Annotated in this window: 12 protein-coding genes and 1 tRNA gene; 8 read left to right on the top strand and 5 right to left on the bottom strand. The window is 56.5% G+C overall.

From position 1 onward, the window contains the following. Positions 1-11 precede the first annotated feature (11 nt). Positions 12-101 (top strand): hypothetical protein, encoded by a 90-nt coding sequence (locus C1949_RS19860; RefSeq protein WP_425319882.1) that lies wholly within the window; start codon positions 12-14, stop codon positions 99-101. Positions 102-232: 131 nt separating this feature from the next. Here the strand turns inward: C1949_RS19860 and C1949_RS18655 are convergent, their stop codons facing one another. Next, positions 233-1939 (bottom strand): putative bifunctional diguanylate cyclase/phosphodiesterase, encoded by a 1707-nt coding sequence (locus tag C1949_RS18655; RefSeq protein WP_146040353.1) that lies wholly within the window; start codon positions 1937-1939, stop codon positions 233-235. 302 nt (positions 1940-2241) lie between these two features. Here C1949_RS18655 and rep point away from each other — a divergent pair, with 302 nt between their 5' ends. Further along, positions 2242-4248 carry a DNA helicase Rep gene (gene rep, locus C1949_RS18650; RefSeq protein WP_104739881.1) on the top strand — a complete coding sequence of 669 codons (2007 nt, stop codon included), beginning with the start codon at positions 2242-2244 and terminating at the stop codon, positions 4246-4248. A 58-nt stretch (positions 4249-4306) separates the two neighbouring features. Here the strand turns inward: rep and C1949_RS18645 are convergent, their stop codons facing one another. Next, entirely contained in the window at positions 4307-4735 is a 429-nt protein-coding gene (locus C1949_RS18645) for a c-type cytochrome (protein ID WP_170063118.1), read from the bottom strand. 258 nt (positions 4736-4993) lie between these two features. Here C1949_RS18645 and C1949_RS18640 point away from each other — a divergent pair. The 4 genes from C1949_RS18640 to C1949_RS18625 all read left to right on the top strand — a co-directional run bounded on the left by C1949_RS18640 (position 4994) and on the right by C1949_RS18625 (position 11724). Continuing rightward, positions 4994-5070, top strand: a tRNA-Arg gene (locus tag C1949_RS18640). Between the two features lie 758 nt (positions 5071-5828). Beyond that, positions 5829-6974, top strand: a complete 1146-nt coding sequence (locus C1949_RS18635) for a DNA cytosine methyltransferase (RefSeq protein ID WP_104739879.1) — start codon at positions 5829-5831, stop codon at positions 6972-6974. Continuing rightward, on the top strand, positions 6971-9943 hold the full coding sequence (locus C1949_RS18630) for an ATP-binding protein (protein ID WP_104739878.1): 2973 nt from the start codon (positions 6971-6973) through the stop codon (positions 9941-9943). The genes C1949_RS18635 and C1949_RS18630 overlap by 4 nt, the downstream gene beginning before the upstream one ends. Then, on the top strand, positions 9940-11724 hold the full coding sequence (locus tag C1949_RS18625; RefSeq protein WP_104739877.1) for a response regulator receiver domain: 1785 nt from the start codon (positions 9940-9942) through the stop codon (positions 11722-11724). The genes C1949_RS18630 and C1949_RS18625 overlap by 4 nt, the downstream gene beginning before the upstream one ends. A 203-nt stretch (positions 11725-11927) precedes the next feature. On the opposite strand, the gene tnpC is transcribed toward C1949_RS18625, so the two are convergent. Genes tnpC through tnpA form a run of 3 tightly spaced genes read right to left on the bottom strand, consistent with a single transcriptional unit; the run spans position 11928 to position 14154 of the window. Continuing rightward, positions 11928-13454, bottom strand: a complete 1527-nt coding sequence (tnpC, locus tag C1949_RS18620; RefSeq protein WP_090475323.1) for an IS66 family transposase — start codon at positions 13452-13454, stop codon at positions 11928-11930. 50 nt (positions 13455-13504) lie between these two features. Continuing rightward, positions 13505-13840, bottom strand: coding sequence for an IS66 family insertion sequence element accessory protein TnpB (gene tnpB, locus C1949_RS18615; protein ID WP_169847329.1), 336 nt, complete (start codon positions 13838-13840; stop codon positions 13505-13507). Then, positions 13837-14154: an IS66-like element accessory protein TnpA gene (tnpA, locus tag C1949_RS18610; RefSeq protein WP_169847328.1), complete on the bottom strand. Its 318-nt coding sequence runs from the start codon at positions 14152-14154 to the stop codon at positions 13837-13839. Before tnpA ends, tnpB begins: the two co-directional genes overlap by 4 nt. A gap of 131 nt (positions 14155-14285) precedes the next feature. On the opposite strand from tnpA, the gene C1949_RS18605 reads away from it, so the two are divergent. Together C1949_RS18605 and C1949_RS18600 are read left to right on the top strand one after the other, a co-directional pair. Beyond that, positions 14286-14609 (top strand): hypothetical protein, encoded by a 324-nt coding sequence (locus C1949_RS18605; RefSeq protein ID WP_146040352.1) that lies wholly within the window; start codon positions 14286-14288, stop codon positions 14607-14609. Next, positions 14533-15066 carry a hypothetical protein gene (locus tag C1949_RS18600; protein WP_104739875.1) on the top strand — a complete coding sequence of 178 codons (534 nt, stop codon included), beginning with the start codon at positions 14533-14535 and terminating at the stop codon, positions 15064-15066. Before C1949_RS18605 ends, C1949_RS18600 begins: the two co-directional genes overlap by 77 nt. The last annotated feature ends 204 nt before the right edge of the window (positions 15067-15270 follow it).

The raw sequence follows: 15270 nt of genomic DNA, 5'->3' as shown, positions 1-15270 counted from the left end.
CCGCGCGAACCCTGGCAGACCTGGATGCAGCGGAGCAGGTAGGCCGGTCACATCTGGCCGAAGCGTTGCAGTATCGGCAACTGGATCGCCAGCCTGGCTAGACGGACGGACGGTAGGACAATAACTGGCGAGCGCGGGCCAGTGGTCTATAGTCAGAAGCAGTGGGGCGGCACCGGTGTCGAGACGCTGGCGCCAGCGGTGCCGGTCGTCGCCTTGCGTTAAACCAACACAATCAGGATATAAGTGAGAGTCCCGGGGTTGGTTTGAGCACGTCTTCACGCCCCACCGCGTAAGCATCCATGAAGTAGCACAACTCCTCGAATGCGAGCGCCGGACTGATGAAGTACCCCTGCACCTGATCACACCCAAGGTTGCGGAGAATCTCCAGTTGGTCGCGATGCTCGACGCCTTCGGCCACCACCTCCAATCCCAGACTGTGACCCATGTCGATCATCGCGCCGACCAGTTGGCGATCAGCCGTGCGCTCGGCGATGGCCTTGACGAAGCTGCGGTCGATCTTCAGCAGATTGATCGGCAGGCTGTGCAGATGAACGAAAGACGAGAAGCCAGTGCCGAAGTCATCAAGCGAGAAGCGCAGGCCCAGCCCGGTCATGCCTTCCATCGTCATCAGCACCTGTTCCGGCTGCTGCATGACAGCGGTTTCGGTCAGCTCGAACTCCAGCCAATGCGGATCAATGCCGGTACGCTCAAGCAAGCGCTTAACGGTGGACAGCAGGCGGCTGTCCTGAAACTGACAGAACGACATGTTTACCGCGACATGAATCTGCTCCATGCCCATCTTTTTCATCTGCGCCAAGTCGTGGCAGGCACGGGCGATCACCCAATAGCCCATCGGCACGATCAGGCCAGTCTCTTCGGCCAGCGGTATGAATTCATTAGGACCCAGCAAACCGCGCTCCGGATGACGCCAGCGAATCAGCCCTTCCAGGCCGACGATCTTGCCACTGTGCAGCTCAATCCGCGGTTGATAATGCAATTCAAACTCGCTGCGACGCAAAGCGTGGCGCAGCGAGGCTTCGAACTCGATCAGACTGTGCGCCTGCAGGTTGATACGTTCATCGTAGAAATGAAAGTTGCAGCCGCGCTGCCCCTTGGCCTGCAGCATCGCCAGGTTCGCGTGCAGCAACAGGCTGTCGACGGTCTGACCACCCTCAGGGTAGGTCGCGATCCCAACGCTGCAACCGAGCAACATGCCTTCGCCGTTAACGTTAAAGGGCTCGGCCAGCTCGTTGATGATCTTCTGCGCGATCTGCAGCAGATTGGTGGATGAACCGTAATCCTCAACAACCAGCGCAAATTCGTCGCTGCCCATACGGCCAATCGTATCGGTGTTGCGCAGTACCGAGCGCAAGCGCTCGACCACTTCGCAGATAATGGCGTCGCCAGCACTGTGCCCAAGGGTATCGTTGACGTGGCGGAAGTTGTCCATATCGACACAGAACACCGCCAGCGGTTGATTGGTGCGCAGGGCGCGACGCATGCCCTGCTTGAGCCGATCCTGCAGCATCTGCCGGTTGCAGGTGCCGGTCAGCGGGTCAAAGCTGGCAGCGCGCTCAAGAGCGGTGCGCAGCCGTTGGCGTTCAATCGCGTACTGCAGACAGCGAACGATCTCGCTGGCCGAGGATTGCTCCCAGATGCTGTCGTTCAGCCCACTGTTGAAAGCGGCGAAATCGGGTTCGCTGGCGAGATGAATGACCGGCACACCGCAGTCCTGCAACAACGGCAAATTACCTGTACGTGCAAGTACCGCCTGGACTTCACCCTGGTTGATCCGCGTTTGCAGTTGGTGCCAGTCGTCAGCGCGTTCAAGCACAAAGGGCAGCCGCGCCACTGCCGACAGCCGCCGACAGAGCTGCACAAAGGCTCCGTGGTCGCTATCGAGCAAGACTACTCGCTGCCCAGCACTGTCATCGCTCAACTGGCGATCCCCCAAGATTCGAGAATAATACTCACTGTAACCATCCAACCCTTCAGCCAGAGCAGGCTATCTGCTTGATTTGGCTGACATCTTTCGCAAAAGAAAACCAGCGTCAGCCAGAGCCGTCGTGTTAAGGAGCGCCTCGAAAAGTAAAGATTCTTTTAAATTTAGGTATATACGGCATTTTTGTGAAGTCAGTTATAGCGAAATTTTGAACAATTACCAAGTTTCCCGGTTGCCGCTCATCTGATGCCAGCGGGAAAACTGCTACTATTGCCGGCCCGCTCAGGAGTATCCAAGCCGTGTCACGCCTCAACCCCCGCCAACAGGAAGCCGTCGAATATATCAGCGGGCCGCTGCTGGTGCTGGCAGGGGCCGGTAGCGGCAAGACCAGCGTCATCACGCGCAAGATTGCCTACCTGGTCAAGGAGTGCGGCATCCGTGCGCAGAACATCATCGCGGTGACCTTTACCAACAAGGCTGCGCGCGAAATGAAAGAGCGGGTCAGCCAACTGCTCAAGGGGCCAGATGCCCGCGGCCTGACCGTTTCGACCTTCCACAACCTCGGCCTGAACATCATCCGCAAGGAGCATCAGCGGCTTGGCTACAAGCCCGGCTTCTCGATCTTCGATCAACAGGATGCCATGGCGCTGATTACAGATTTGATGCACAAGGACTATGGTGCCGAAGACGGCATCGAAGGCATCCAGGCACAGATCTCCAACTGGAAGAACGACCTGATCCTGCCGGACGAGGCGCTGGCCAAGGCCAAGACCCCGCAGGAACAGACCGCCGCCAGCGTTTACATGCACTATCAGCGCACGCTCAAGGCGTACAACGCAGTCGACTTTGACGACCTGATCCTGATCCCGGTGGTGTTGTTTCGCGACAACCCCGACGTGCTGGAGAAGTGGCAGTTCCGTATTCGCTACATGCTGGTAGACGAATACCAGGACACCAACGCCAGCCAATACCTGCTGGTCAAGATGCTGGTCGGCAGCCAGGCGCGCTTCACCGTGGTCGGCGACGACGACCAGTCCATCTACGCCTGGCGCGGTGCACGCCCGGAGAATCTGGCGCTGCTCAAGGAAGACTTCCCGCACCTCAAGGTGGTCATGCTGGAGCAGAACTACCGCTCCACCAGCCGCATCCTGCGCGCCGCCAACACGCTGATCGCCAACAACCCGCACGTGTTCGAGAAGCAGTTGTGGAGTGAGCTGGGGTATGGCGAACCGCTGCGCGTCATCCGCTGCCGCAACGAGGAAGCCGAGGCCGAGCGGGTGGCAGTTGAAATCCAGAATCAGCATCACCAGCACAAGCGTGCCTGGCGCGACTTCGCGATCCTGTACCGCGGCAACCACCAAGCACGCCTGATTGAGCTTAAGCTGCAGCACCACCAGATCCCCTATCACCTGTCCGGCGGCACCAGCTTCTTCAGCCGCCAGGAAGTGAAGGACCTGATGTCCTACCTGCGCCTGCTGGTCAATCAGGACGACGACAACGCGCTGTTGCGGGTCATCAACGTTCCGCGCCGCGAGATCGGCCCGGCCACGCTGGAAAAGCTCGGCACCTACGCCAACGAACGTCAGATCACCATGTATCAGGCCTGCACCGAGATCGGGCTGGGCGAGCGACTGGATGCTCGCTACACCGAAAAATTGCAGCGCTTCATCGGTTGGCTCGATGGCATTCGCAAGCAGTGTTATGAAGGCGACCCGATTGAAACACTGCGGCGCATGGTGCTCGATCTGGACTACGAGAACTGGATTCGCCAAAACTGCTCCAGCGACGACATCGCCGCCAAGCGCATGGGCAACGTCTGGTTCCTGCTCGACTCGATCAAGAGCATCTTAGAAAAGGACGAGAGCGGCGAAAGCAACATTGAGGATGCCATCGCCAAACTGGTCCTGCGCGACATGCTCGAACGTCAGGAAGAGGAAGAGGATTCCGACCGGGTACAGCTGATGACCCTGCATGCCTCCAAGGGGCTGGAATATCCGCACGTGTTCATCATGGGCATGGAAGAGGAAATCCTGCCGCACCGCTCAAGCATCGAAGCCGACAGCGTCGAAGAAGAACGCCGGCTGGCCTACGTTGGCATCACCCGCGCGCGCAAGACACTGGCGTTCACCTTCGCCGCCAAGCGCCGCCAGTTCGGCGAAGTCATCGACTGCGCCCCCAGCCGCTTCCTCGACGAAATCCCCTCCGAGGACCTGGAGTGGGAAGGCACCGAGGAAGCGCCGGTCGAACAGAAACAGGCCCGAGGCAAGGCCGCACTGTCCAACCTGCGCGATCTGCTAAAGGGTTAGCCGGAAAGCAAAACGCCCCGCACAAGGCGGGGCGTTCAGTACAGCACGAAGCGTCTGATCAGAGACCAGACATCTCGTGGATCGCAGCCAGCAGCTCTTCATCGGAGCAGTCACCACAGGTGCCTTTAGGCGGCATGGCGTTCAGGCCGTGGATTGCGTTCTGCAGCAGGCCGTCGAAGTCACCACCGTGACTATCAAGACGCGCTTGCCAAGCGTCAGCATCACCCACTTTCGGCGCACCCAGAACACCCGAGCTGTGGCAAGCGGAGCAGAACTTGCCGACTACATCAGCACCGGAGCGCGGGCCTGCCGCAGCAGCACCACCGCCAGCAACCTCTTCAGCACACGGATCACCCGCCAGGCAGACGGTACCGTAAGGCTTCAGACGTTCAGCGATAGCCTCTTCGTTCGCGGTGGCAGCGAAAGCATTACCGGCAACTACGGCCAGCATGGCCGCCGAGGCCAGCAGAATCTTCTTCAAAGTCATCACCTTGTGCATCCTCATCATGGCTATAAGTGTTGCGCCCAAGTGCATTGCCCGGACAATGTGCGCGAGTATACCGATAAACCCCCACCCGACAAAGTACCCGACTTGCCGCAACGCACAAGGAATCGCCCGTGAGGCATGGACGCGGCCCCGTTCAATGCGTATCATTGCCGCGCTGCAGCGCAGCCTGCCCGCGAGTCGGTTACGACCAGCGCGCCACAGGCTGCGGCCATTGGTCGCAACGACCGCAGCCCAGAAGCACCCGTAGCTCAGCTGGATAGAGTACTGCCCTCCGAAGGCAGGGGTCACAGGTTCGAATCCTGTCGGGTGCGCCATACATAGCAAAAGGCCCAGCAACCGCTGGGCCTTTTGCTATGTGCGGTGTTCCGGATGGCCAATTCGAGCCTGTCGTTCGACAAATCGCACCGCGATTTGGGCGGAGCCCAGCGACGGGGCAAAGCCCCAAGAATCGCCGAAGCGATTCGCAGCCAATCCTGTCATAGTGCCACCAGTCGCCCCTCTTTACTCTCTAGCGTAGCACTTCGCTTTCACCACCCAGAGCCAAACCCGAACAGGCGCAAAACAGTACTCCCCCGCAGCCTAGTATGAATAGCCCCAAAGCACCCAATTGGCTGCGCGCGACCAAGCGCGTTTGTTCAATCGGGGCACTGAAGGGAAGCTTACACACGACTGCAATGTAAAAAAACGAAGAGGGGCGAATTCAAAGGGCTTGATCAGCGAACGCATAAGTAAAAGACACGGAGCCTAGGGCAGCCCCTTCGCTGGCCTCACGGGGGGGGGGGCCGACACCTCACACTCAATCTCAACTAGCAGCCGAATAGTCTATGCTTGAGCACCCAGCCCGCCATGATAGTATGAGCCACCATGTGGAGTGCCCATGAGCAACTCCTGTTTTCCGGCAATGAATACGCGATTCAGCAAATATCTCTCGCAGGGGAGACAATAGTGCCTAAAACACAATCGACAAAAATAGAGAGATGAGAACGGTTGTTTTGCTTGCTCTAAACGCAGCTAAAATTGTGCTAGTGACAATGAGCTTAGGGACCGGCGCAAGGGCCAATAGGAGTGGCAGTTGACGAAGAAGAGAAATAATGTCAGCAAGCATGCACATGTTAGCGGAAGAAAATCCGACGTGCTCGCATGCGACTTGTTCGCCGGAGCTGGCGGGTTTTCTTTAGGCGCTTACCAAGCAGGCGTAAAAGTGGCCGCCGCCGTTGAGTGGAACAAGCATGCTTGCGCTACCTACCGATCCAACCTGATCGAGTCTAAGTTGACGACAGCTCAGCTATTTGAGGACGACATTACGGCGTTAGACCCGCATGTCGTACGCAAGATGGGCGGTTTCGACGAATTCGGGTGCGACATTCTACTGGGAGGTCCGCCATGCCAAGGCTTTTCCGCACACAGAATAAAGGATGCTGGCGTAAACGATCCGCGTAACGAGCTACTTCTCAGGTATTTCGAGTATGTTCGAGTTTTGCGGCCGACATTCTTTTTGGTTGAAAACGTGCCAGGCCTATTATGGCCGAGGCACGAAAAACACTTAGAAGCTTTCTATGCACTTGCCGCCTCAGCAGAATACGGTGTTCTCGAACCACAAATACTGAATGCCAGAGACTACGGCGTACCCCAAAGCAGGCGGCGAGTTTTCATTCTCGGATACGATAAGAAAAAACTATCAGGACCACCGGCTTGGCCTCCCGCCGCTACCCATGCTGCTCCTGACGCGCAATCCGACTTGCCTGCATGGGTATCAGCGGCTGTCGCATTCAAAATGACACCTTCCGAACACGATCCAAACGACATCCATATGCAGCACGGACAGGAACTTCTGGATGCATTTAAACGCACGCCTCCAAACGGGGGATCTCGTAGCGACTCCGGTCGAGTGCTTCCGTGCCACGAAACCCACTCCGGGCACCGGGACGTTTATGGCAGGATTGATCCCAGCCGCCCCGGGCCAACAATGACCACGGCTTGTATCAACCCTTCAAAGGGTCGTTTCGTTCACCCAACGGAGCATCACGGGATCACCTTGCGGCAGGCGGCACGCCTTCAGTCGTTTCCGGACTGGTACAATTTTGAGGGCGGCTTAATGGCAGGAGGAATGCAGGTCGGAAACGCAGTACCTGTTGAGCTCGCCAGAGTCCTGCTTGAGCCGCTAAGAAAAGCCGCTCTCGCCGCAAGGGCCAAGGAAAGGGTTGCGGAGGTCGCATGATCGAAACCCTTTCCTTCAGGACACAGGCAAGAACGATTGACCACCTCGGCCGAGAGCAGATCGCCGACTGCCCAACAGCCATCTCCGAACTCTGGAAAAACTCATACGACGCTTACGCACGAAGAGTGGGGCTGCATATTTTCGACGGCGACGAACCTGTAGCTGCAGTTCTTGACGACGGGCATGGAATGAGCCGAGGAGAGTTCGTCGACCGATGGCTCGTAGTGGGCACCGAGTCAAAATATGATGGGCAAGTAGCGGACGAAAAGGATCGAGACGGGCTACCGAAGCGGTCGAAGCAAGGGCAGAAAGGTATCGGCCGTCTTTCGTCGGCCAACCTGGGCCCACTATTGCTGATCATATCCAAACGCAGAGAATGCGACTTTGTAGCCGCGCTAATCGATTGGCGCATATTCGAAAACCCGTTTCTCGTCCTGTCCGACATTCAGATTCCTGTAACGGAATTCAGCGAAACCGGAGAGCTATCTTCTCAGCTTCCAGAGCTTTTCGACAGCCTCACAGACAATGTTTGGGGAGGCAAGAAAGATCCTCAGAGAGCTCAAAGACTGGGCCAAGCATGGGCGGCGTATGATGCTCTGAGGCAAGAGACCGACCCATCGTCCACAAAGCCCTCCGAAGAAATCGTGGGCACCCTAATCAACGCGCGTTTCGATGAACGCCATTTCTCAAAATGGCGCGTTTGGAGCGGCGAAGCTACTAGCGGCACGGCGATGTTTGTGTCGGACATCAATTACGACCTGCGCGCCCAACTACCGAGCATCGCCCCTGACGGGTCAACCAAAAACATACGCGACACTTTCTTTGCGACCCTCTCTGCCTTCACTGACCCGTTCGTCAGTGCCGCAGCAAACGAAACGAACGCGTTCGACCCAGAATTCGACTACGAAGTAGTTACCTGGACGGATGGAGTGCCCAACCCTATCATTGGAAGGGACTTGGATCGCCTCACTCGCGACACCACTGACGACATGGAGCATGTCATCAGTGGGAATATAGATGCCGACGGCATATTCCGAGGACAGATCAAGGCGTTCGGCGAATGGAGGGAAACCGGAGCCGACTATGAGATCAAGCCACCTGCCGATTACAAACCACCTCACGGCCCAAAAACGTTCGTCGGGCCGTTCTCGATTCATCTTTCGACCTATGAAAGGCAGCGTGAAAACTCGACCCATACCGACGACCAACATGCGAGACTGAACGCATTAGCGGACCGTTATTCTGGCTTCCTTATCTATCGCAACGGCTTACGCATCCTTCCCTACGGTCGAGTCGACAGCGACTTCTTCGAGATCGAACAGCGTCGCAGCATTAACGCTGGTCGTGAGTTCTGGAACGCGCGACGTATGTTCGGCAGAGTCGCGCTGTCTCGAGAGCAAAACCCCAACCTTCGGGACAAGGCTGGCCGAGAGGGCTTCATTGACAATCGTGCGGCTAAGGCCCTCAGGACCATAGTCGTCAACATTCTGCGCACTTCGGCGCGGGACTACTTCGGCGGGGAGTCAGAGGCACGTCAGACTGAACTGCAAGATATCCAGGATCGCAACCGAAAGGCTCGAGCGGAGCACGAACGAAAAGAACTGGCCAAGCGGAACCGCAAGAGGTTCAGAGCACAGCTCAAAAGAAACCTCCCTATGGTTCTAGAGCTAGCAGAAGAGATGACAGCGTACCGGTCGGAACTAGCCCTTCAATCTGAAGCGGACATTATGCGCGCTCAGGCAGCGTTTACAGAGTTCGACGAACGCATTTCCGCGCTGAGAGTTGTCGGTGCGACCTCCAACCTTGGCACTGCCGAAGACGATTATCGGCAGTTCAGGCAGCTTTACGCAAACATGCAAAGTCTTCTTTCTGAGATGGTGGAAGTCCGAAAGGAGGCTTTGGAAAGAATAAAACCTGCAAAACCTGAAGAGATTGTAACTCAGCACATAAACCAGCTTGCCGGGCAAATTCATGCCCGTACGCGACGATGGAAGAAAGAGGTCGATGAGCTGCAAGATACGGAAAAGGCTCGCATCGAGGCCTTATTTTCCAGTCGGAACAAGGTTTTTCATGAGCAGTCAGGTCCGGTCCTGACTCAGGTAGAGAATGGACTTTGCGACCTGCATGAAGCCTTGGAAAAACTCAGCGCACTGCGTCACGCGATCGATGAAGAGAACGAAGGAATTTTCCAGTCGTATATCGAGACACTGGAACTGCTTAAAGCGAACATCGATGTAGAGTTGATTGCCCGGCAAGGAACTGCGGAGAATTCTGAGCTACGCGATGAACTGAACAAGCTCAACCAAGTTGCTCAGCTAGGCATTACCGTCGAGATTCTCGGGCACGAGCTCCATACGAACGAACAGCTCATCCGCACAGGCCTGCGACAAGTGAGAGCAGCTGGCTCCCCTGCAGGAACTGAACAGATAGAACTCGGCTTCGAAGGGCTAAGCCAGCAGCTAGAGTTCCTCGCGCCCCTAAAGCTCTCAGGCACACGTGTTCGGAGAAGGATTACTGGCGAAGAAATCATCGACTATCTGCACGCCTTTTTTGCCTCCGTAATTCGGACACGTGGAATCAATATCGAAGCGTCTGATGCGTTCCGAGCGTTCTCTGTGGATGAGCAGCCATCACGACTGCTTCCAGTTTTTATAAATCTTGTAAACAACAGCATTTACTGGCTCATTCACCACGAAACAGAGGGCCCGCTTATTCGGCTTGACACCATCGATGGGGCTATAGCTGTTTCGGACAACGGCCCCGGCGTCGATCCACTCGACCAAGAAAACCTGTTCCGGATGTTCTTCACGCGAAAAATGAGCGGGGGGCGTGGTATCGGCCTATACCTTTGCCGTATGAACCTGACCGTCAGCGGTCACTCCATACGCTATGCGAGTGAGAAAAAATTTCGGCTTCTGCCAGGTGCAAACTTCATTATCGATTTCAAGGGAGCGGAATTCGGACAATGACAACATTGCAAAGCCTCATCAGGGAAGCTTTCATCGATCCCATTCGCTCGGTATTGATCGTGGACGACCAATACCCCACGTGGGACGAGATCTTGAACAATGCGCTCCCAGAGTCAACTCAAGACAGGGCGCTTGAGGCAAGATCTTCGGAGAAAAGCTGGCAAAACGATCCAGCAGGAGCGCTGAGCGTCATAAGTCAGTTTAGAAAGAAAAAGCCTGCATTGATCCTTGATATACATGACGCCCCCGACGCCACTGCAGATCATTTACATCAGTCAGACCTCCTTATCCTTGATTACAATCTCGAGGGTGCTGAAAGCGGCCTCGGCGGCGCAATGGCTCGTGACATCATACGAGCTGTTCTACGCAACCAGCACTTTAACCTTATTGTCGTCCACACTCAGGAACCTGAGCTTCAAGACGTCTTCCATAGCTGTCTGATCAGTCTGAGCAAGTCGCTATCGGAAGAGTTCAACACAGAGTTAGCATTAATAGCCGGACTCGAAGAGCAGCTCGACGAGCTGGATGCGGAAGAGAAATTCAATCCAAAGGACCTGTCGGAGTATTTCGATACCGGAACCTATTTACGGCTTCGGCACCCGGCGGTGAACTGTGGAAATGAGTTAAGGCGCTATATGAGTGGCGAGGGTATTCTCTCAGGACTTCACAGCTGGGCAGAGAATATCGGCCTAAAAGGACGCAACAAGAAAGCCTTCGCGTTCTGGGCCATCGCGAGATTCGAAAAAAATCTGAAAGATGATTTTACGGCAGAAGCTTTCGAAGGCCTAACCTGGACCCAAAAAGACGACAGACTATGGCTACGAACAAGACGTGGCTTTGTTACTTTCGTCGAGAAAAATCATCAGGATTTGCTTACAGAGCTTGAGTCTGCTTTAGAAGCCTGGCAACCCTCTCCGTCACGACTACTGTCGGCAAAAATCAGACATGAGATCAGCTGTAACGGTGTTGAAGCAGAGGACCGCATACTCTCGAAGGCACAGGTTTTCGCCTATTTTTACGATTTGATACGCAACGTTGGGGCTGCGGAAGGGCGAGCAGCTCTGATCCGCGACCATCTGAACCGACAGGCAGAAGCACTCGGCACGCTGATCGAACCGGCAATCGTCGCATTCGGAGAGCTTATTCACGCGACAGATATTGCCACTGGCGACACGTTCGCTGGCCATTACGGCGTTGACCTAACAGAATCCGAAGCTCTTAGAACCGCAGCGACACACTTCAACAGCTATATATCGACTCTTCCCGTGATAACCGGCAATGGACATCTCGATTGCGGCCACATATTCAAGCTAAATAATGAATGGTGGGTGTGTGCAACGCCCGCCTGTGACATGGAACCCGGACAGAACACAGTTGCTTTTGTAGGTAACAGCAACGAGTTACGGCCATTCACTGCGTTGAGGCTTAATATCTTCGAGATCAGCGGCCTTGGAGAAAGTGACATCAATAGCGGCCTTTATTGTTTTGCCGAAACTTCTCCAAATGAAATTACGTGTCTGGGGCTGCCAGCACAGGGATCGTCAGACAAAGTAACATGGCGGACATTCGTAGCCAGAAACGACGGAGTGTTGACCGGCCCTGAGTTCGACCTCATCAAACCGCAATTGGCTGACGGTTCACTCAATTTCGTCGAAGAGAAAGCAACCATCCATGCAAAACTGCGCTATGAATACGCCCTGAACTTCATACAGAAAGTTGGAACAAGCGTGACTCGCATCGGCCTAGGATACCGAGGTAGCGCGTTTATCGGCCCAGCCTAGACATCGGGTTCTTCCCTGTTTTCACGGATAGAAACCCATGCCCCGATTGCGGCAACACCTAGCCCACCTGCTACCGGCCACCCTGATCACGGCCTGCTTCGCCGCAGTGGCCCACGCCATCGCAGTCGCTGTGGCGGCGCGTTCTGTGGGGTTGGAGTTTTGCTCATTGGCGGTAAGCGTACAGGGAATACACCTTGCGCCGGTCAGCCCTGCACCCACCGATGGGGCAGTAGTTGCTCGACCTCGCTAGCCTTCTGCGTCGGCAACCGCGTTAGCACGTCCTTGAGGTAGGCATACGGATCATGGCCATTCATGCGAGCTGACTGGATCAGGCTCATGATTGCAGCCGCGCGTTTACCGCTGCGCAACGATCCAGCGAAGAGCCAGTTTGATCTGCCAAGCGCCCACGGCCTGATCTGGTTCTCGACCGCATTGTTATCGATGGGCACAGCACCATCATCCAGGTAGCGCGTCAGCGCTACCCAGCGTTTCAAGCTGTAGTCCAGTGCCTTGGCTGTGGCCGAGCCCTCAGGCACACGCTCGCGCTGAGCCAACATCCACTCGTGCAGCTTGCCTGCGATGGGCACTGCTACTTTTTGGCGTAATCGCCAGCGATCTTCATTACTCATGTCTTTGGCCTGCCGTTCTACTTCGTACAGCCCGCCGATTGAGTGCAGAGCCTGTTCTGCTAATTGGCTTTTGTTCGCCGCATGCAGGTCGAAGAACTTGCGCCGGGCATGCGCCATGCAGCCGATTTCGGTGATGCCCTGCTCGAAGCCAGCCTTGTAGCCTGCGAAGTCATCGCAGACCAGCTTGCCATTCCAGGTGCCCAGGAAGTTACGCGCATGCTCGCCAGCACGGCTGAGGCTGAAGTCATAGACTACCGCCTTCAGTGCCGAGAACGGCGTAGTGCAGTAGGCCCAGACGTAAGCCCGGTGTGTTTTCTTCTCGCCGGGTGCCAGCATCTGCACCGGTGTTTCATCGGCGTGTACAACGTCCTGAGCTAGCACTGCCTCGCGCAGCGCATCCACCAAGGGCTGGAGCTGCACGCCGGTTTGGCCTACCCACTGCGCCAGCGTCGAACGCGATATGATCAAGCCTGCGCGGCCAAAGATCTTTTCCTGGCGATACAGCGGCAAGTGGTCTGCGAACTTGGCCACCATCACATGGGCCAACAGGCCGGCGGTGGGAATGCCTTTGTCGATCACTTGGGCTGGCACTGGCGCTTGGATCAGTGTTTCGCACTGACGGCAGGCCCACTTGCCACGCACATGTTGCTCGACGGTAAACACGCCTGGCGTGTAATCCAGCTTCTCACTCACATCTTCGCCGATGCGCTCAAGTTGGCACCCGCAGGCACACAGTGTGCTCTCCGGCTCATGGCGGATGACCGTACGTGGGAACTGGGGTGGTAGCGGAGCGCGCTTGGGCTGTTGGCGCGATGAGGTTGCTGCAGGCTCAGGCCGGAGCGCGTTCAGTTCTGCCTCGATAGCCTCAAGGTCGGTGTTGAGCAAGTCATCCAGCAAGCTGCCTTGCGCCGGGCTGATTTGCTCACTGCGCTTGGCGAATTTGTGCCGTTTGAGAATGGCGATCTCGTGAGAGAGTTGCTCGATAACGGTCTTGTCGCGGCGGCTTTCTCTGCCCATGGTGTCGACCTTGGACAGCAACTGCGCAGCGAGGGCGCGCAGCTGTTCGGGCGTCATTTGGTCGAGATTGGGCGAGGAAGTCATGCCGTGGATTTTACCAAAGCACCGCCACGGCCACAGCTGGTAAGCGTGGTTCAGAGCACTGTAATTGCACCGCCGGAACCAATTCGCTGCCATGGCAAGCCGAGTACCAAAGCCTGTAGTTGTTCAGCGTCGAGCTCTGCCTTTAGGCCACGATGCACGCCTGGCCAGTGGAACTTGCCCTGGTTCAGTCGCCGTGCGGCGAGCCAGATGCCTACACCATCATGCACGAGCACTTTCATCCGGTTGGCGCGCTTGTTGGCAAACAGGTAGGCGCAGTGCGGCTGCGCCGCCCCAAATACTGTGACAACGCGGGCCAGCGCTGTGTCCGTGCCTGCTCGCATGTCCAAGGGCTCGGTGGCGAGCCAGATCGAGTCGATGCGAATCATTGCGAGAGACTGCGGATGAAACGTGCACAACCGTCTGGATCTGAGGCGGGCCATTTAACCGTGATGGACTTGCTTCCCAAGGGCAATACGATCACTACCACCTCATCCACTGTGCGCTTGGGTAGCGGTTGCACTGGCACGAAGGCTGGCAGGGTTGTGACGGCTTGATCGCGATAGACCGGCAGCCATTTGCGAATGACGTTGGCGTTGATGCCGTGCCGAATGGCGACGCTGGAAACGGTGGCTCCAGGTTGCAGGCACTCCTGCACGACTTGGGCTTTGAACGGTTTTGGATAAGAGCTTCGTTGGCGCATGTAACTCCTGGCGATAAGGGCAATCGCGTCCGCGAAAAAATAGACGGACACCATCGCCCTTAAAGCTGGAGTTCAAAAGGTGTGTTCACCGGACGCTTACCATTGGCGCGCTCAGCTTTGTGGTGACGTTGGTGCTTGCGCTGCCGGGTGGTGCGATTTTGCTGGGCGTCACGGCGCTGCTTCGGTTGAAACCATGGGCGTCACTGCTGCTGTTTGTGCTGACGATTCAGGCTATTGCCATTGGGGTTGAGCTGTATCTGTTTAAGAGCACCGTCGCCGACATTTCCTGGGTGTACGGGGTTGTCACCTTTCCGGCGTCGCTGCTGGCCTGGCGCGTGTCGGCCTACCCGGCCTACCTGCAAACCCGAGGTTACGTTGATGCGAAAAAGCACAGCAAGACTGGCCTGCCTGCTACTGGGCCTGCTGCTCTGCAGTGCGCTCAACGCGGCGCCTGAGCCAGCCGAATCGGACTTTGACGAACCGGTAAATGCCGTTCGCCTTGCCTTTATCGAGCGCTTTACTGAACGCCTGCGCAATGGCGAGCCGGTTGCCGATCTGCTGACCGCCAACGTCACCTTCAGCTACTACGACAACAACCCCTGTCGGCTCATTACTACGAGCAAACCGACGCGCCTGCCAGCCGCTGCGGTAGACAGCGGTTTCACCGTCGCGGCCCACTTCGAATTGCAGCATGCCGCTTGCGAGTCTCCAGAAACACCTGAATTGATGCTCACCTTCAACCTGCATCAACTGTTAGCAGACTGGACCGACCTTTACTCTACTGCAGAGGACCACAACTTCGATGCTTTCAGCGTGCTGAAAGAGGGGCGGAGCGACTACCTATTTCTGCACATAGCGCCCTTGGCAGACGACTACGCCGTCACCCGCATCGAATACTACGCGCCGCAGTAACGACCGCGCATACCCGGCATCATAGACTACTCCACCGGCTTGGAGGGCAGCATGCAGGCTGGCCTTGCACCTCAAGGATTTGCTGCCGCTCTAGACGGCACCCCAACGATCTAAAGCAGCACTTGAGCTGTTTTCATGGCTGTGCAATTGTGTCGCCCTCGGTCTTGTATACGCGGGCCGGTCCGGCTGAACAGGGAGCGTAGG

The sequence above is a fragment of the Halopseudomonas oceani genome (assembly GCF_002903165.1).
Classification (GTDB): Bacteria; Pseudomonadota; Gammaproteobacteria; order Pseudomonadales; family Pseudomonadaceae; genus Halopseudomonas; species Halopseudomonas oceani.
Note: the sequence above shows the minus strand (reverse complement) of the source record. Positions and strands in the feature narration are given on the sequence as shown.